This is a genomic window from Mycobacterium sp. OTB74 (genome assembly GCF_029892685.1).
Lineage (GTDB): Bacteria > Actinomycetota > Actinomycetes > Mycobacteriales > Mycobacteriaceae > Mycobacterium.
In genome coordinates this window covers 318,017-334,741 of sequence record NZ_JARXVD010000002.1, presented here as the reverse complement: position 1 = coordinate 334,741, position 16,725 = coordinate 318,017, and the positions used below count along the sequence as shown (strand labels likewise).

Genomic DNA, 16,725 nt, shown 5'->3' with positions numbered 1-16,725 from the left:
GTCATTCACCGCTGACCGTCTCGATGATCCGATAACTGGGGTCGGCCATGAAGATCGGGCGGTTGCCGATCTGCCGGGCCTTGCCGGTGATCTGGATTATCTGACCGGCCATGATGTCGCGGCCGTGCCCGGGCGTGAAAACCACTCTCAACGTTCCGCTTTCGTCGCCGAGCAGCACCACTCGGTTGGACTTCGAGCGCTTGGTCTCTTCGTCGACCTCGTCGACCCGGCCTTCCACCGTCGCGCGCTGGCCGACGATGAGGCCGTCCACCGACACGCAGGCAGGCGGGACCTCGGGGTGCTCGTACTTTTCGAGGCGGCGTTCGTCGCCGCCGATGATCCGGGTCCGCATCTGCTCGACCCGGCGGGTGATGCGTTCTTCGAACATGTGCGGGAACGCTTCTCGGATACGGGACTGCACGTCGTAGGGCACGATGGTGGCCGCTGCATCGGGGATGCGGCTGACCGCGCGTGAGATCTGATCGGCGGTGCGGTCGTGCAAGACACGGCCGAGGATCGGTGCGTAGCTACGTCGCGGCAGCAGCACGGTCACGTTGGTGTTGGGGTATTCCGACAGCGTGTTGGTGACGAGTTCCTGTGCGGCACGGCCGAATCGGCGGTCAGGGCAGTCGATTACACGCAGCGGGGTGTCGAGTTCGTAGTACTCCCACTTCTTTTGCAGCTGTTTGGCAACCTGCGGGTCCACCATGAAATGCACCGCGGTCATGGTGTCGGCGCGCAACCCGCGGCCGTAACGCAAGGCTTCCAGGACGGCCAGGTCGACACCGTTGACCATCACCAGCACCCGGTGCCGGGAGAACTTCACCGCGTCTGGCCGATTGGTTCGGAAATGCTCGAGAATCGCTGCCTCGGCGCGATATTCGCGGTTCAGCCGCATCAGCAGACCGACCAGCAGCGGGAACACGACGACCACCAGCCAGGCACCCTCGGTGAACTTGGCGACCGCGAAGATGCCGACCACGATGGTGGACAGGATGGCCGCGGACAGGTTGACCGCCAGCCGTCCGCGCCACCCCGGTTCCCGGTGGGTCAGTTGGTGTTTGGACATGCCGTAGCCGGCCATCGCGAACCCGGTGAACACCCCGATGGCGTAGAACGGCACCAGGGCGTTGACCGATCCACCGGTGAAGACCAGTAGTGCCACCGACAATACGGTCAACACGATGATGCCGTTGGAGAACACCAGACGGTGGCCGCGTTTGGTCAGCTGTCGCGGCAGGAACCGGTCCTCGGCAACGAAACTCGCCAGCGTCGGGAAGCCGTTGAAGCTGGTGTTGGCGCCCGTGTAGAGGATCATCGCGGTGGATATCTGCACCAGGTTGTAGAGGATGTGGCCGATCCATCCGTCGCCGAACACCGCGCGAGCGATTTCGGACAGCACCGAGGGGTAACCGGCGTCATAAGGCGCGGAGTGGGTCTCGTAGGCCAAGTACGACACCCCGGCCACCAGGAAGCCCAGGATGCAGGCCATCACGGTAAGGACCTTGCGGGCATTGGGGCCCTGGGGTTTACGGAACACGCTGACCGTGTTGGAGATGGCCTCGACGCCGGTTAGCGAGGAACCGCCGTTGGCGAACGCGCGTAGGACCGCCAGCACGCTGGCGCCCATGATGATGCCGTTCTCGTGTTCGATGGGCACCAGGCCGGACATGTGCGCAACGTCGTAAACCGGTAGGTCACCGAAGATTTCACGGACGACACCGACCACGATCATCAGCGTCAGCATGATGGCGAAGAAATAGGTGGGTACCGCGAACGGGCGTCCTGCTTCGCGCAGACCGCGCAGGTTCGCATAGGCGATCACCAGCACGATGCCGACGGTGATCTCCAGGCTGTACGGGCCCAGCACCGGTATAGCCGAGGCGACGGCGACGGTTCCGGCCGCGGCCTGCACCGCGACGGTGACCACGTAGTCGATCAGCAGTGCGGCGGCGGCGATTTGGGCGATCCGCGGCCCGAAGTTCTCCCGCGCTACCACGTACGAGCCGCCGGCCCGGGTGTAGGCCATGACTACCTGCCGGTAGGAGGCGGCAACCAGAATCAGGATCAGCAGGATGACGCCGGTGATCGGCAACAGCAGGGTGAAGGCGGCCATGCCCGCATAGGGCAGCAGCCCGATCAGGATTTCCTCGGTGCCGTATGCGCTGGATGAGATGGCGTCGGGGGAGAGCACGCCGAGCGCAACCGGGTTCGACAGCTTCTCGGCGTGTAACTGCTCATTGACCATTGGCCGGCCGAGAAACAGGCGCTTGAAGGCATAGCCGACCGACTCAGGCACCCGGGGTTGGGGAGGGGTCACCGCGGAAGTCTATGGCGCAGTGGACCCGGGCCAAAAGGCTCACAGGACATTACAAGCCAACGAACAGCCCGGGTGAAATCCGGCTGGGCGCTCAAGGTGCCCCCGGTTCGACGCGGTAGCAATTGGTGCCACCGATCCCGAGCACATAGACCGTGTCGCAGCGGGTGAAGCTGCCGTCCGCGGCCTGGCCTGAATCGCACCGGCCGCCGCCGTTGCCCCACACGGTGGCGTTGCTGCAGGGCATTTGTGCCGTGGCCGGGCTTGCCAGGGCGATTCCGCCGGTGACCAGCGCCGTCAGGGTCGCTGCCGCGATGATCAGCAGTCTCATGGCCGTACCTCCTGCGGCTCGCCGAGCGTTCCCAGCGCCCTGATCGAGTAGCCACAAAAATCATCGTAGACCTACAGGTGTAGGGTAAGACACAGATGTTGTTTAAGGTACGGGTGTGCGGAAAGTTGCGAATTGGCCGAGAGTGAACAGCCGCCAGTGGATCGCCGTGTGCTCCGTACCCGGTCCACGCTGCAGCGAGCGCTGATGGATTTGGTGGAGCAACAGGATCTGTCCCGTATCACCATCGCCGACGTGGCCGAGCGCGCCGGGGTTAGTCGGTCGACGTTCTATGACCATTACCGCGACGTGCATGAACTGGCTGAGGCGGCGTGCACGGCGATGGTCGATGATCTGATCGATGGGCTGCCGTCGGTGGGCACCGACTATGCGAGCGACTCCGACGGCTCTGAGGTGCTGCGGATGTTTTTCGTCAGCTTCGCCGAGCACGCCAACCTGATTCGCACGCTGGCCGGGCCGCAGGGCAGCGCACGGGTCGTCGACCGCATCCGCCGGCACGCCATCGCGCGCATCTACCTCGTCAAGAATCCGGGCGCACAACCTGATCCGCATGACGAGACCGAGTCGCCACACGACGTTCCGTCGGCATTCGAGGCCGGTGCCCTGGTCGGCGTGGCTATCGACTGGCTGCAGCGCGGCTGCCCGGTTTCTGCGAAAGTCCTTGCTGATCAAACACTTCCGCTGATTACTGCATTGGCAAAGGCGGGTGCTCGGCGCCGGTAGGGCGGGGGTGGACACCGCAGGTACAGCTGTCGATCGATGGGCAGGTGCATTGCAGACCCCATTGGATGATCTCTCGGGCACGCTGCAACTCAGCGATCTTGGCGTCGATTTCGATGAGCTTCGCCTCGCCCAGGGCCTGGCTGGCCGGGCGGCCCGGTCTGTCGTCAGCGAACAGCAACCTGATTTCGTCCAACGTGAAACCGGCTGTCTTGCAAAGCCGGATGACCTCGAGGCGGGTGGCGACCGCGGTGTCATAGCGCCGCTGTCCACCGATCCGGGCCGGCGCTGGGATGAGCCCGATCTGCTCGTAGTAACGCAGGGTTGTCGCGGCGACATCGGCCCGGCGGGCCAACTCGCCGATGGCCAACATTGCCATGGCATCTCCGAATCAGCTTGACTTGGAGTCAACTCTAAGTCGTTCACTGGTGGCATGCATGGACTTTCGCGGCAGGTTGACCTGACCACCAGCAGGTATGCGCTGCTCCGGACCTATCGCCGAGACGGCAGTCCGGTCGACACGCCCATCTGGCTGGCAGCCCACAATGGCGCCCTGGTGTTTCGAACCAAGGTCGGCCCCAAAACCAAGCGGCTGACGACCCGCCCGGACGTCGAGTTGACCCCGTGCGACTACCGAGGTGAAATCCAGGGCGGTGCAACGACATTCGTCGGGCGCGCCACGCTCCTGTCGGGGGTCGAGGCGCAGGAGGCCAACCGGGCGTTGCACCGCCGCTATGGGTGGCAGTGGAATGTCGTACCGCTGGTCAGCATTCCCGGCGTCACCCATGTGCACCGGGGCCTGCCGCTGCGGGAAAAGCTGCGGCGTGCGCGAGCCACAGATGTCTGGCCGGACAGTGTGATCGTGCGGATCGAGCTGGACGGCAGCAGATAAGCCGCTGGATCGGGGCAGAAAAAACCCGATGCCGACACCATGGCTGGTGTCGGCACCGGGTGCGAGATTTGGATGGTGTCAGTGAACCGGCGTAGCTGAGTGGGCGGTCTTGCGACGGTGAAGAAGGGCGCCCAGCCAGCGGATGTCGATCAACATGGATTCAGTTCCTCTCTTAGGCGGACTTGGTGAGGAAGGGCAGCAGACGCCGGCGCTCGTACATATGGTCCGAGAAGTGGTGCAGTGCGTCGGCTACGGAGGTGGCGGTCGGGAATGCTGCGTCGTCGCCGCAGGCCAGCAGCACGTGGCTGACCGGGTACGAGGTGATCAGAGACCACTCGACATGTGCCGCGTAGCAGCTGTTGTTGACTTCGTCGAGCAGTTCGATGCTGGACAGGGCGAACGAGGTCACCCCGCTCAGGTCCAGGATGAACGGCTTCTCGGGAAGGATGCACCGACGCACCTGCGCCGAGACCAGGTCCACATTGGATTCGTCGATCGCGCCGGTAACGGTTAACACCGTCGCCAGTTGGCGGCATTGGGCGCGCACCCCGGCATCGCCGCAAGCGACCACCGGATTGCCGTAGCGAAAAGCGGCCTTCGACGCTGACTCGCTGGTAACCATAGCCATGAGGTGCCTCCCTTCGATGTTGGCCGAACGTTTGACTGCTATGTCGTACTTCGGCTCGGAATCGAAGATATGCGGCCAATTTAAGGTACCGGGGAGTAACTCCTAATACATCGCTAAGAAGTTTGCTGAAACTTGCTAGCAAACATCTGGCAGAGAACTGGCAGTAAGCGTGTCAGGGCCGCGGCCGTGCGATCATCGATACCGCTGCGGCCCCGAATAGCTGTCCCACGGTGAGTAGTCGGCGAGCAGGGGTTCCTGCGGGGGACGCTGCTCGGTGGGCACGTGCTCCAGGTTGATCCTGACCCGGTACCAGATGGAGCTCGGTCCACGCATGCCGTCCACCAGCACATCAACCGGCTCAAGCGCGGCCGACGCCGCTGGATGGCGGGATCGCCACAGATCCAACGCAGCCATCGCCTCGTCGCGGGTTTTGGTGCGGGCTATCTCGATCAGCGGTTTTGATGAAACTCTGCGGCCCGAACCGTCGGGTCGGTGGGTGCCCCTCGGGGCCGACTCAGCCGGGCCCAGCTCTTTTGCCAACTCCAGCAAATTATCGAGTGAACCCGTGAATTTATCCATTCCGGCCCACGGATCACCCAACGCGGTGTATCGCTGCGGCACCGTCGTCACGGTGAAGTTCTCCGCGCGACAACCCGGCACCTCCGCCCAGAACAATGGAGTGGATACCCGGGCGTCAGGGCGGGACCGCACTGAATAGGCCGATGCCACGGTTCGGTCCTTGGCGTTCTGGTTGAAGTCGACGAACACGCCCTGGCGCTCCTCTTTCCACCAGCGACTGGTGGCAAGTTCGGGTGCGCGCCGTTCGACCTCCCGGGCCACGGTCTGCGCGGCCAACCGCACCTGTTTGTAGTCCCAGAGTGGCTCGATGCGGGCATAGATGTGAAAGCCGCGCGAACCCGACGTCTTGGGCCAGGCGGTTAGGCCGTAGTCGGTCAGCACCTCACGCACCAGCAACGCGACCTCGAGGATCTGCGGCCACTCGACCCCCGGCATCGGGTCCAAGTCGACACGCAACTCGTCGGGGTGGTCCAGGTCGTCGGCGCGGACCGGATGAGGATTCAGATCCACACAGCCCAGGTTCACCGCCCATACCAACCCGGCCGCCTCGTTGATCACCGCTTCCTTGGCCGACGTACCCGAGGCGTACTTCAACTCGGCGACGCCGATCCAGTCCGGCCGCTTCTCAGGTGCGCGCTTCTGGAAGATCGCTTCCTGCCCAATGCCTTTCACGAAGCGCTTGAGGATCATCGGCCGGTTGGCCACGCCGCGCAGGGCCCCATCGGCGACTGACACGTAGTAGTTGACGAGATCGATTTTGGTCACGTCGGCACGTCCGTCCGCACCGGGGAAGACGACCTTGCTTGGGTTGCTGACGGCAACCTCGCGCCCACCCACCTCAAGGGACCGGGTGTCACCCATGAGGCCATGGTAATTGGCCGTCTATGAAGTCATAGTGATTGGCCGAAGCGATCCCACCGCGCCGCCAAGGTCACTTATTGTTGGCCCATGGCGAAGTTGACTGACCTTCCAATGCAGGTGGCGGCCACGCTGCAGGAATCGCTGGAGAAGTCCGTCGGCAAGTATCTGGAACGCGGTGCGGCCGAACTGCACTACGCGAGGAAGATGTTCGAAGCCGGTGCGCTCAAGCTGGAGTCGCCCCAGCACATCGCCGCGATGCTTGCCGACATCGTTCGCTGGGGCGAGATCGGCATGATCCCTGCACTCAACGCGCGCCGGACGCCGCACCGCACCGCTGTTATCGACGATGAGGGCGATATCACCTTCCAAGAGCTCGACGATGCGGTGAGCGCTACGGCAAATGCACTGCGCACCATGGGCGTTCAGGCCGGCGAAGGGGTGGCCATTCTGGCCCGTAACCACCGCTGGTTCCTGACCGCGGTGTACGGCGCGGCCCGGGTCGGAGCCCGCATCATCCTGCTCAATTCCGAGTTCTCCGGACCGCAGATCAAAGAGGTCGCCGAACGTGAGGGCGCCAAGCTGGTCATCTACGACGACGAGTACACCGATGCGGTGTCCATGGCTGATCCTCCGTTGGGCAAACTGCGTGCGCTGAGCTATAACCCAGACAAGCCGGAGCCGTCCGGCAGCACTGACGAAACCTTGGCCGACGTCATAGCCCGCACCAGCAGCATGCCGCCGCCGAAGGTCGCCAAGTCGGCGTCCATCATCATCCTCACCAGCGGCACCACCGGAACTCCCAAGGGCGCCAATCGAAGTGCACCGCCGTCGTTGGCGCCGATCGGTGGGGTGCTCTCAGCGGTCCCGTTCAAATCCGGTGAGGTGACCAGCCTCCCGGCGCCGATGTTCCACGCGCTGGGATATCTGCATTCGACCATCGCGATGATGCTGGGCAGCACCTTGGTGCTACGTCGGCGTTTCAAGCCGGCCACCGTGCTCCAGGACATCGAGCGGCACAGGGTCACGGCCATGGTCGTGGTGCCGGTCATGCTGTCGCGGATCCTCGACGAGTTGGACAAGACGTCGCCGAAACCAAATCTGTCGAGCCTGCGCATCGTGTTCGTGTCGGGTTCGCAACTCGGTGCAGAACTGGCGACCCGGGCCCTCAAAGATCTGGGCCCGGTGATCTACAACCTGTACGGCTCCACTGAGATCTCCTTCGCGACCATCGCTGGACCCAAGGATCTTTCGATCAACCCGGCCACCGTCGGCCCGGTGGTCAAGGGGGTTCGCGTCAAGATCCTCGACGACGACGGCAACGAACTGCCGCAAGGCAGCGTCGGACGGATCTTCGTGGGCACCACGTTCCCGTTCGAGGGGTACACCGGTGGCGGTGGCAAGCAGATCATCGACGGAATGCTGTCCTCCGGCGACGTCGGATATTTCGACGAGCGCGGGCTGCTGTACGTCAGCGGACGGGACGACGAGATGATCGTCTCCGGCGGAGAGAATGTGTTCCCGGCCGAGGTCGAGGACTTGATTAGCGGACACCCGCAAGTCATCGAGGCCACCGCGCTGGGCGTGGACGACAAGGATTTCGGAGCCCGGCTGCGCGCCTTCGTGGTCAGGGTGGAGGGCGCCTCCGTCACCGAGGAAGAGATAAAGGTGTACGTGCGAGATCACCTGGCGCGCTATAAGGTTCCGCGTGAGGTGATCTTCCTGGACGAATTACCACGCAACCCCACGGGCAAGATTCTCAAGCGCGAACTCCGTGAGATGGACTTCGACTCGGAGTAGTTGCAGTCGTTCTCACCGGCCGATCTCAGTGGTTGACAGGGAGCGTCGGCGGGTTGCTGAACAACGGCACCAGTGAGGGATCGTTGAACGCGGTGATGCGTGCGATGCGTCCCTGTCGCAAGGTCAATACCTGAATTCCGTAGCCTCGCAGACCACCGTCGTCGCCGCGAGTGTAAAAGGCCAACGCTGGTTGACCGTTGGCCCGAGTCGGAACCGCGTACCACTGGCCGGGGCGACGTAGTACCCGGTTGGACAGGAAGCCGATCACCGCGGTGCTGCCGCTGAACCATGTTGGTATGGGCGGCATCTCGAATTCGACGTCGGCGCGCAGCAGCTCGATCAATTCGTTCGCATCAGCCCGGCTGAACGCATCAACATAGCGCTGCAACAGCTTTTGGGTGCCCCGATCGTCGGGCTCGTGGACGTCGTCGGCGCTGACGCCGGCCCGGGTCAGGGTACTGCGGGCCCGGCGCAGCAGAGCATCCACCGCATCGACCGAGGTCTGCATGATCTCGGCGGTATCGGCGGCAGAGAAGGCGAGTACGTCACGCAGGGTCAGCGCGGCCCGCTGCCGAGCCGGCAGGTGCTGCAGTGCCGCGATCAGGGCCAGTCGCAGATCGGCGCGCTCAGCCACTACCGTTGCCGGGTCACTTGGTGAGACAAGCGCATCCGGGATCGGCTGGAGCCAGGGAATCTCGGTATCCCGCTCGATCGGGCTGCCGAGGGCTACGCGGTGGTCCTCGGCCGGCGGCCCCAGCCCGGACGGGAGCGGTCGCCGGGCCCGGTTCTCCGCGGCGGTCAGGCAGGTTCGGGTGGCGATGGTGTACATCCACCGCCGCACCGACGAACGGCCCTCGAAACGGTCGAAGCCCCGCCAGGCCCGCAGGTAGGTCTCCTGCACCTGATCCTCGGCATCGTGGATCGAGCCGAGGATGCGGTAGCAGTGTGCCAGCAGCTCCGGGCGGAATTGCGCTGTCAAAGAATCGAATTCGGTCCTCATTGCACCGGGTCCGCGCCGGTCCCGGTGAGTACGTAGGCCGGTGCCGTTTCGCCGTCGCCGGTGGCCAGTTCAATGACAGCTTTGGCCACGATGTCTGGGGTCAGGACCGGCTGCAGTCGCGCCAAGAATGTTTCGGTGTCAATGCCCAGTTGATCGGCGTATGCCCTGACGCCCGCGGCCCCGACACCCTGTGGCGACATCATCGGATACAGCGTGACGAACCGGATGCCAAGGCCATCTCGCTCGGCTTCCTCGGCGGCGTAGTTGGACATGAACCGCACCATGGCCTTGGCGCCGGCATAGCCGCCGCTGAGCGGTGAGCCACGCAAGGCGGCGCCACTGGACATCGGAATCACCAGGCTTCCCGGGGCGAGGGGGGCATTGAGGGCTGCTTTGATCCAGCCGAACACATGGCGGGTATCGGTGTGCCAGTTTTCGCTGAACGATGCCCAGGTCTGCTTGGCGAGCGGCGCCGTGTGTGGGGTCGCACCGGCGTTGAGCACCAGCAACCTGGGGTGGAATTGAGATATCAGCCGTGTGGCCAGGGCCTCGTCGGTGCCGTCGCCGGGTGCCGGCACGAAGCGCTCACCGACCTCGGCGTGCACCGATTCGAGATCGGCGGCGGTCCTCGCCACCCCGACGACCTGCCAGCCGGCGGCGGCCAGTGCGGTGGAAATAGCCCGGCCGAAGCCACGGCTGGCGCCGGTGACGATGGCGGTGGGTAGTGCGTTGGGTGTTGTTGTGCTGGGCATCGGTGCTCCCTTGTTTCGGTCTGGTATTGATCTAGACCGTCGGGAGCCGGGAAATCCGTCGCAGGGCGTTACCGAAGCAGCGGATCAGTGGCCAGAACCGCGACGACCTCTGCCATGGCCGGTGCGTAGGACCCGGAATGGCTGACAGTCAGTGCGCTGGTGGCCAACGCGCGGTGCAGCGCGGGCTGCACATCAGGCCATTCGGCTTGCGAAAATCGTTGGCGCGCCTGGGCAGAGCCCAGCAGACCGGCGTCCAGCAATCCGGTCAGGAGTCCGGCCATGAACGAGTCGCCGGCGCCGACGGTGTCTGCGACCTCAACCTGCATGTTGTCCAGGTGCAGCAACTCGTGGTTGCTGGCCAGCAGAGCATCGGCGCCCAGTTGACCGCGCGTGACGACCACCAGGGCCGGGCCCGCCTGCGCCCAGCGCCTCATGGTGTCCGTGGCGGATACCCCGGGATACAACCAGGACAGGTCCTCGTCGCTGGCCTTCACCACGTCGGACATGGCGACCAGATGCTCGATCCGCTCGGCGACCAGTTCGGGTGAATGCATCAGGGCCGGACGGATATTCGGGTCGTAGGACACCGTGCCGTAGTCCCGCATCCGGGTTACCGCGTCCACCACGCTCGAGCCGCCCGGCTCCAGCGTCGCAGCGATGCTGCCGGTGTGCAGGTGCCCGAACCGGGACAGATCGGGCAGGTGCGGCACCGCCCAGGTCAGTTCGAAGTCGTAAGTGGCGCGGCCCTTGTCGTCGATGTGTGCATATGCCACCGGTGTCCGGTCCGCGGTATCGGTGCCCGGGCAGATCTCGACGCCGGCGGCCTCGGCCCTGCCACGTACCGCCTCACCGCGAGAATCTTTGCCCCAATACGCACATAGGCAGGTCGGCTGCCCCAACGTGGCCATACCTACCGCTACGTTGAGCGGGCTGCCGCCGACGTGTTCCTGGGTGGAATCGGCCCTGATGACGACGTCGATCAAGGCTTCGCCCAGACTCAGTACCCGAGCCGACGGCAATTCAGACCTCAACGGCACGGGTGTCATGCCCTCAACGTATGACGGACGCTGTGTTCGCGTGGAGGCTCGGCTGAACGACGCTGCTACGGCCCGTTGACATACCAGGACAGACAGCCGGGCTTGTTCCGGCAGGCGATAATGGCGCCGGCGTCGGGGGCGGCGCCGCGCACCTTGGGGATGGTCCTGGGCGGCAGGTTGCAGTTCACCACATAGGGATTCCATGGGATGACGCCGTTGACGCAATCGTCAGATTCGAACCTGGTCGTGCTGTGCGTCAGCGCGATAGGCGCTATGACGAAAGTGGCTGCTACCGCGCCTGCGAAGGCCGGACGTAGTAGGTCTTGTGTTCGCACCACCGTTGAGCGGTGAATCCAGCCCACCGCTGAGCGGTGAATCCAGTTTGGCATACCAACCACCACCTACTTCGACGGTAGCACTGCACGCGGGAGGACGCGGCGGCGCTGGGTCGCCGGTCTTTCCGTATCGCGCGGGCTTACGGGTCGCGGGGTAGGCCGAGCAGGCGTTCGGCGATGATGTTCAGCTGGACCTCGGAGGTGCCGCCGTAGATCGTGGTAGCGCGACCGGCGAGCAGATACTCGTCCCAGCGTCCCGAAAGTTGTTGCGGATCACCGATGATCGCTTCGCCGCCGAATGATGCGACGCCGAATTCGGCATAGCCCTGCCCAGTCTTCATCGACAGCAGTTTGGAGATGGCGGCTGCGGGCATCGGATCGCCGCCGGACAGCGTCAGCAGGGTCGAGCGCATGTTCAGCAACTTGGCGGCGTGGCCTTCGGCGATCAACCGGCCGGCCTCGTACCGCTGAATGTCGTCGAACTGACCGTCTTTGAGGAATTCGACGAACTGGTCCAGGCTGGCCAGGAACGGCGGTTCGCTGCTGCCGATCGACACTCGCTCGTTGGTCAGGGTGTTACGGCTGACCTCCCAACCGCGGTTCACCTGGCCGAGAACCAAGTCGTCGGGCACGAACACGTCGTCGATGAAGACGGTGTTGAACATCGCGTTGCCGGTCAGTTCACGCAGCGGTTTGACCTCTACGCCGGGGCTCTTCATGTCGAGCAGGAAGTACGTGATCCCTTGGTGTTTCGGGGCGCTCGAGTCGGTGCGGGCCAGCAGCGCGCCCCATTCCGCGTACTGTGCGCCGGTGGTCCAGATCTTCTGACCCGTGATGCGCCAGCCGCCGTCGACCTTCACGGCTTTGGTGGTCAGGCCGGCCAGGTCGCTGCCGGCGCCGGGTTCGGAGAACAGCTGGCACCAGATCATGTCGCCGTGGAACGTCGGCGGCAGGAAATCCTGCTTCTGCTTGTCGCTGCCGAACGCGACGATGGACGGAATGATCCAGGCCGCGATGCCCATCTGAGGCCGACGCACCCTGCCGGTGCTGAATTCCTGGGCGATGATGATCTGCTCGATCGGCGGGGCTGCCCGGCCCCAGGGAGTCGGCAAGTGCGGCTGCACCCAGCCGCCTTCTGTGATGGCTGTCTTGCGCTCGGGGCCACTCGGAATCGCTTTGAGTGCGGCGACTTCCGCGCGGATTTCGGCGCGCAACTTCTCGGTGTCCGGATCCAGGTCGATGTCGATGGACCGCATTCCGGTGCTCGTGGCCAGGTCCACCACCTGCTGCGGATGGTCAGCGGCACGACCGAACCCAGCTACCAGGGCGATGGCCCGACGGTAATAGACGTTGGTGTCGTGTTCCCAGGTGAAGCCGATGCCGCCGTGCACCTGGATGCAGTCCTGAGTGCAGTGCTGGACGGCGGCCGGGGCCAGGGTGGCCGCGACCGCGGCGGCGAACTCGTAGTGCGTGTCCGATTCGCTGGCGTCGTCCAGGGCCCGCGCGGCATCCCAGACCGCGCCAGTGGCCCGCTCGGTTTCGGCGATCATGTTGGCGCACTTGTGCTTGACGGCCTGGAACTGTCCGATCGGGCGGCCGAACTGTTCGCGGATCTTGGCGTACTCGGCGGCGGTGTCGGTAGCCCAGCGCGCCACACCGACACATTCGGCCGACAGCAGCGTGGTGATCAGGGCCCGAGCGCGGGCACTGCTCAGTCCTGTCAACACCCGATCAACAGCGACCTCGACGGCGTCAGCGCGCACGTTTGCAATGGGGCGTAGTGGATCGACACTCTGTACCGCGTCGACGGTGAGACGGTCGGCATCCAGCACCACCCAGTGCGCGCCGCCGTCGACCGGCACCACCAGCAGCGAGGCCTGTGCAGCGGCGGGGACCGCGCGGGCTTCGCCGCTGATCACCAGGGCATCGCCCTGCTTGGTGGAAGTCAAACCGGATTCGGCCGCGTAGGCGGCGATCGTCGCGCCCGAGGCCAGCGGCTGCAGCAGGGCTGACTCGGCGTCGTGCGCCGAGATCAGCGCGCTGGCGATGGCCGACGGCACGAACGGACCGGGCACGGCTCCGTAGCCGAACTCTGCGAGGGCGATGGCCAGTTCCAGGTTGCCGAAGCCCTGTCCACCAACGGCTTCCGAAAGATGCAGGCCTTGCAGGCCCTGTTCGGCCGCGGCACTCCAGTACGGCGGCGGATTGCTGATCGCCGTCTCCAGCGCCTCGTGCAGAACCTCCGACGGCGCCACCCGCGCTACCAGTGACCGGACCGAGTCGGCTAGGTCGTTGTGCTCGGACGTGATCGCGATGGGCATGGTTGCCTCCTGTGACCGGGCTCCGCATTGAGCTTTCCGTAACCCGAGTCGGGTCAAATAACCGGTGGGTTGGTCCGAGCGTACTCACACCACGGTGTGGGTTGTCTAGAGGTTCACTTCGTTCACTACGTTGGCCAGTGGTCGGCCCTCAGCCAGCCGTTGGCAGTTGTCCACCGCAACGGTGAGGTAGCGCCTCATGGTGTCCGCGGTGTACCAGGTGACGTGCGGGCTGACCACGACGTTGTCCATGGTCAGCAATGGATTTTCCGGGTCGACGGGCTCGGTGGCGAAGACGTCCAGACCGGCGGCGGACAGTGGGCCGCCGTGCAGCGCCTGCACTAGGGCGGGCTCGTCGATCACGGCGCCGCGGGAGGTGTTCACCAGTACCGACCCGGGTTTCATGCGGGCCAGCGCCGTGGCGTCGAGCATTCCGGCGGTCTGCTCGGTCAGGGGCAGGTGCAGTGAGACGATGTCGCTTTCGGCCAGCAGCTCGGCGAGCGTGCGCCAGCCGGGGTGTCCCTGTGCGCCACGGGAATTGGTGTGTACGACGGTGGCCCCCATGGCGGTCACGATGGTCTCCACCCGCTGGGCGATGTTGCCGTATCCGATCAATCCGACGGTGCAACTGCCGATGTCGCGGACCGTCTCGCCCAGAGTCGGGTCGGTCGGCCAACCGCAGCCGGCGCGGGTGGCGCGGTCGAGGGTGGGCAGGCGCCGCAGCGCGGCGAGCATCAGCATGACGGTGCCCTCGGCCACAGAGGGCGCATTGGCCCCAGGCATGTTGGCCACCGCGATGCCCAGCGAGGTGGCGGCCTCGACGTCGATGGTGTTGACGCCTGCGCCGAGCTTGTGGACCAGTTTCAGCTGCGGCGCGCGAACCAAATCGGCGGCACTGACTGGACGCAGCACATGCCAGAGCACCTGGGCATCGGCCAGCCCGCGGTAGAACGTGAGGTCGTCGTCCTCGGCGCAGAATCGGACGTCAACCAGATCGGTCAGGGGTGCGATGAATTCGGTGACTCTGGGGCCGGGGGTGAAGTGCGCCAGCACCCGCAGTGCTGAATTTTGCGCGTGCCCGCGCGGTGCTGAATTTTGCGCGTGCCCGCGCGGTGCTGAATTTTGCGCGTGCCCGCGCGGTGCTGAATTTTGCGCGTGCCCGCGCGGTGCTGAAGTTTGCGCGTGCCCGCGCGGTGCTGAATTTTGCGCGTCCCCGCGCGGTGTTGAATTTTGCGCGTGCCCGCGCGGTGGCGAATTCAGTTCCATCGCTTGGCAATCCAGGACGCGATGGTGTCGGCCTGTTCATCGCGGGCGCCCGGTGTGGTGAAGTAGTGGTCGGAGTCGATGGCGCACAGCGTCTTGTCGGTGCTGTCCAGTGCATCGAAAATGCGTTGGGCGTCAGTGGGATACACGCCGGTGTCCTGTTCGGCGTTGATGACCAGAGCGGGGCTGTCGACCAGCGCCAGATGCGGCTCGGCCCGCGTCTGGGCGTGCCGCAGGCTCCACATACCCAGCCAGTTGCGCAGGGTGCAGGCCGCGGCGATGCCGTTCGCCGAGCGGTTGGCCCGCGCCGGCACCCCGGCGTAGCACAGGTTCGGCTGGCGTTTGGTCGGCTCCAGGGTGGGGTCGATCATGCGCAGGTCCGCCCAGGTGCGCATGACGGTGAATGGCCGGTCCAGGAACCCTGCTGCCCGGACGCGTTTGTATTCGTTCTCGACCCAGTCGGTGATGGCGTGGTTGCGGGCGATCTGGGCGTTGCGGTAGCGCTCGACGAAATCGGCGGAGAATGCCGGGCCGTTGCGGTCATTGAACGGGTCGAGATCGGGATCGGTTGCCAGAGCGTCATTTTCGTCGGTGACCGAACCGTCCATCCAGGCGGTGAGTACGTCCGGGCGTCCCGGATGAGCGGCACTGGAGACGTAGCCGTCGGCCGGTGGCAACTCGGTGAGGCCGGTTGCCGGTCGCATGCCCCCCAATGGGGTGATGTGTGGGTCGAGCGCCTGCGATTGGTATGCCGCCATCAGCGAGCCACCACCTGAGTTACCAAGGAGGATGACGGTTTCCACGCCCGCGACCTCGCGCAGCCAGCGCATACCGACACCGATGTCCACCAGCGCGTGGTCTAGCAGGAAGTTGGCCTCATAGCCACGGAACCGGGTGTTCCACCCCAGGAACCCGACGCCGCGGGTGGCCATGTACTCGGCCAGATAGTGTTCAGAGAAGTCGATTTGATAGTGCGTGGCGATCATGGCCACCGTGGGTTTACGGCCCGCACTCCGGTAATAGATGCCCTGGCACGGATGGCCGCCCGAGCCGGCGCGCGGTGCGGTCGGGGAGTCCGTTCCGATGAATTCCCGGATCACCCCCGCAGCGTCCGAATTCCCTTGCTGTTCGGTCATGTGGGCTCAGGACTCCTTGTGGTAGACGGTGCGGTAGAAGATGTTGGCCAGGGTGTCGATGCAGGCCGCGTCGTCGGCAGTGGCAGCCCCGTCACCGGACAGCTGGGTGTAGCAGAACTGGTTGAGCATCGACACCAGTGCCACGGCCACCAACCTGGCGTCGTCGTCGAGGCAGAACCCTTGGCGTTGGGCGTGTCTGCACATCTCTGTAATCAACGTGATGGGTAGCTCGCAGATTTCGGCCCAGTATTCGGCGAATTCGTCGTTGACCATGGCCAGTTGGGAAATGGCGATTACCTCTGCGAGTTGGTGCCGGTAGGTTTCCCAGTGTGCAGTGACCGCCCGGTGGCAGCGCTCCTGATCGGTCAAGTCCGGCTCGGCAGCAGCGCGGGCCCGGTCGCGAGCCTCGTCGCGGAAGCGTTGGGCCCACTCGTGCACCATCGCTTCCTTGGAGTCATAGTAGTTGTAGAACGACGCCGTCGACCGGCCCGCTTCGGCTGTGATGTCCGAGATCGTTGTTGCCAGAATGCCTTTCCGGGCGATGACGGTCCGGGCTGCGGTATCGATGGCCGCCTGCGTCTGGCGTCCCCGGATGGTGGGGAGTTGGCCGCGCGGCGGGACGGTCACGGCTGCGTCCTTCCTGGCCTTGGGGACGCCGTGGTAAGTGAAGCGCCGGAGTCGTTGATCACATCTGAATCTGATGTTAGATTCAGATTCGGCCATTGGCCAGACCCCATTCGG

The 16,725-nt window shown here is 64.8% G+C and carries 16 protein-coding genes; 3 read left to right on the top strand and 13 right to left on the bottom strand.

Features of this window, described 5'->3' with window-relative positions:
- Nucleotide 1: 1 nt before the first annotated feature.
- Nucleotides 2-2,320, bottom strand: coding sequence for an amino acid permease (locus M2432_RS04740; RefSeq protein ID WP_280825593.1), 2,319 nt, complete (start codon nucleotides 2,318-2,320; stop codon nucleotides 2-4).
- Between the two features lie 91 nt (nucleotides 2,321-2,411).
- Complete coding sequence (locus tag M2432_RS04735; protein WP_280825592.1) at nucleotides 2,412-2,648, bottom strand: hypothetical protein; 237 nt, start codon at nucleotides 2,646-2,648, stop codon at nucleotides 2,412-2,414.
- Between the two features lie 168 nt (nucleotides 2,649-2,816).
- Here M2432_RS04735 and M2432_RS04730 point away from each other — a divergent pair, with 168 nt between their 5' ends.
- Nucleotides 2,817-3,389, top strand: coding sequence for a TetR/AcrR family transcriptional regulator (locus M2432_RS04730; protein WP_280825591.1), 573 nt, complete (start codon nucleotides 2,817-2,819; stop codon nucleotides 3,387-3,389).
- Here the strand turns inward: M2432_RS04730 and M2432_RS04725 are convergent.
- Nucleotides 3,352-3,759, bottom strand: coding sequence for a MerR family transcriptional regulator (locus M2432_RS04725; protein ID WP_280825752.1), 408 nt, complete (start codon nucleotides 3,757-3,759; stop codon nucleotides 3,352-3,354). The two genes, M2432_RS04730 and M2432_RS04725, sit on opposite strands and share 38 nt — an antisense overlap.
- A gap of 60 nt (nucleotides 3,760-3,819) precedes the next feature.
- On the opposite strand from M2432_RS04725, the gene M2432_RS04720 reads away from it, so the two are divergent.
- The gene (locus tag M2432_RS04720; RefSeq protein ID WP_280825590.1) at nucleotides 3,820-4,278 is read left to right on the top strand and encodes a PPOX class F420-dependent oxidoreductase; all 459 of its coding nucleotides are present in this window, start codon (nucleotides 3,820-3,822) and stop codon (nucleotides 4,276-4,278) included.
- A 172-nt stretch (nucleotides 4,279-4,450) separates the two neighbouring features.
- Here the strand turns inward: M2432_RS04720 and M2432_RS04715 are convergent, their stop codons facing one another.
- Nucleotides 4,451-4,906, bottom strand: a complete 456-nt coding sequence (locus M2432_RS04715; RefSeq protein ID WP_280825589.1) for an STAS domain-containing protein — start codon at nucleotides 4,904-4,906, stop codon at nucleotides 4,451-4,453.
- A gap of 192 nt (nucleotides 4,907-5,098) precedes the next feature.
- Nucleotides 5,099-6,346 carry a DNA polymerase domain-containing protein gene (locus tag M2432_RS04710; RefSeq protein WP_280825588.1) on the bottom strand — a complete coding sequence of 416 codons (1,248 nt, stop codon included), beginning with the start codon at nucleotides 6,344-6,346 and terminating at the stop codon, nucleotides 5,099-5,101.
- 87 nt (nucleotides 6,347-6,433) lie between these two features.
- Between M2432_RS04710 and fadD2 the strand changes: the two genes are divergently transcribed.
- Nucleotides 6,434-8,143 carry a long-chain-fatty-acid--CoA ligase FadD2 gene (fadD2, locus tag M2432_RS04705; RefSeq protein ID WP_280825587.1) on the top strand — a complete coding sequence of 570 codons (1,710 nt, stop codon included), beginning with the start codon at nucleotides 6,434-6,436 and terminating at the stop codon, nucleotides 8,141-8,143.
- Nucleotides 8,144-8,168: 25 nt separating this feature from the next.
- On the opposite strand, the gene M2432_RS04700 is transcribed toward fadD2, so the two are convergent.
- The 8 genes from M2432_RS04700 to M2432_RS04665 all read right to left on the bottom strand — a co-directional run bounded on the left by M2432_RS04700 (nucleotide 8,169) and on the right by M2432_RS04665 (nucleotide 16,611).
- On the bottom strand, nucleotides 8,169-9,143 hold the full coding sequence (locus M2432_RS04700; RefSeq protein ID WP_280825586.1) for a sigma-70 family RNA polymerase sigma factor: 975 nt from the start codon (nucleotides 9,141-9,143) through the stop codon (nucleotides 8,169-8,171).
- Nucleotides 9,140-9,895: an SDR family oxidoreductase gene (locus tag M2432_RS04695; protein WP_280825585.1), complete on the bottom strand. Its 756-nt coding sequence runs from the start codon at nucleotides 9,893-9,895 to the stop codon at nucleotides 9,140-9,142. Before M2432_RS04695 ends, M2432_RS04700 begins: the two co-directional genes overlap by 4 nt.
- Before the next feature lie 68 nt (nucleotides 9,896-9,963).
- Nucleotides 9,964-10,941, bottom strand: a complete 978-nt coding sequence (locus M2432_RS04690; protein WP_280825584.1) for a carbohydrate kinase — start codon at nucleotides 10,939-10,941, stop codon at nucleotides 9,964-9,966.
- Between the two features lie 56 nt (nucleotides 10,942-10,997).
- Nucleotides 10,998-11,321, bottom strand: coding sequence for a hypothetical protein (locus tag M2432_RS04685; RefSeq protein ID WP_280825583.1), 324 nt, complete (start codon nucleotides 11,319-11,321; stop codon nucleotides 10,998-11,000).
- A gap of 86 nt (nucleotides 11,322-11,407) precedes the next feature.
- A complete protein-coding gene (locus M2432_RS04680) occupies nucleotides 11,408-13,588 on the bottom strand; it encodes an acyl-CoA dehydrogenase (protein WP_280825582.1) in 2,181 nt (726 codons plus the stop codon).
- Between the two features lie 105 nt (nucleotides 13,589-13,693).
- Nucleotides 13,694-14,644, bottom strand: a complete 951-nt coding sequence (locus M2432_RS04675; RefSeq protein ID WP_280825751.1) for a 2-hydroxyacid dehydrogenase — start codon at nucleotides 14,642-14,644, stop codon at nucleotides 13,694-13,696.
- Nucleotides 14,645-14,841: 197 nt separating this feature from the next.
- Nucleotides 14,842-15,984 carry an alpha/beta hydrolase gene (locus M2432_RS04670; RefSeq protein ID WP_280825581.1) on the bottom strand — a complete coding sequence of 381 codons (1,143 nt, stop codon included), beginning with the start codon at nucleotides 15,982-15,984 and terminating at the stop codon, nucleotides 14,842-14,844.
- Between the two features lie 6 nt (nucleotides 15,985-15,990).
- Nucleotides 15,991-16,611 (bottom strand): TetR/AcrR family transcriptional regulator, encoded by a 621-nt coding sequence (locus M2432_RS04665; protein ID WP_280825580.1) that lies wholly within the window; start codon nucleotides 16,609-16,611, stop codon nucleotides 15,991-15,993.
- Nucleotides 16,612-16,725 lie beyond the last annotated feature (114 nt).

Bases quoted from the DNA above. Each gene is read 5' to 3' on its own strand.
- M2432_RS04735 (WP_280825592.1), bottom strand. From the start codon at position 2,648: ATGAGACTGCTGATCATCGCGGCAGCGACCCTGACGGCGCTGGTCACC.
- M2432_RS04725 (WP_280825752.1), bottom strand. From the start codon at position 3,759: ATGTTGGCCATCGGCGAGTTGGCCCGCCGGGCCGATGTCGCCGCGACA.
- M2432_RS04720 (WP_280825590.1), top strand. From the start codon at position 3,820: ATGCATGGACTTTCGCGGCAGGTTGACCTGACCACCAGCAGGTATGCG.
- M2432_RS04715 (WP_280825589.1), bottom strand. From the start codon at position 4,906: ATGGCTATGGTTACCAGCGAGTCAGCGTCGAAGGCCGCTTTTCGCTAC.
- M2432_RS04710 (WP_280825588.1), bottom strand. From the start codon at position 6,346: ATGGGTGACACCCGGTCCCTTGAGGTGGGTGGGCGCGAGGTTGCCGTC.
- fadD2 (WP_280825587.1), top strand. From the start codon at position 6,434: ATGGCGAAGTTGACTGACCTTCCAATGCAGGTGGCGGCCACGCTGCAG.
- M2432_RS04700 (WP_280825586.1), bottom strand. From the start codon at position 9,143: ATGAGGACCGAATTCGATTCTTTGACAGCGCAATTCCGCCCGGAGCTG.
- M2432_RS04695 (WP_280825585.1), bottom strand. From the start codon at position 9,895: ATGCCCAGCACAACAACACCCAACGCACTACCCACCGCCATCGTCACC.
- M2432_RS04690 (WP_280825584.1), bottom strand. From the start codon at position 10,941: ATGACACCCGTGCCGTTGAGGTCTGAATTGCCGTCGGCTCGGGTACTG.
- M2432_RS04685 (WP_280825583.1), bottom strand. From the start codon at position 11,321: ATGCCAAACTGGATTCACCGCTCAGCGGTGGGCTGGATTCACCGCTCA.
- M2432_RS04680 (WP_280825582.1), bottom strand. From the start codon at position 13,588: ATGCCCATCGCGATCACGTCCGAGCACAACGACCTAGCCGACTCGGTC.
- M2432_RS04670 (WP_280825581.1), bottom strand. From the start codon at position 15,984: ATGACCGAACAGCAAGGGAATTCGGACGCTGCGGGGGTGATCCGGGAA.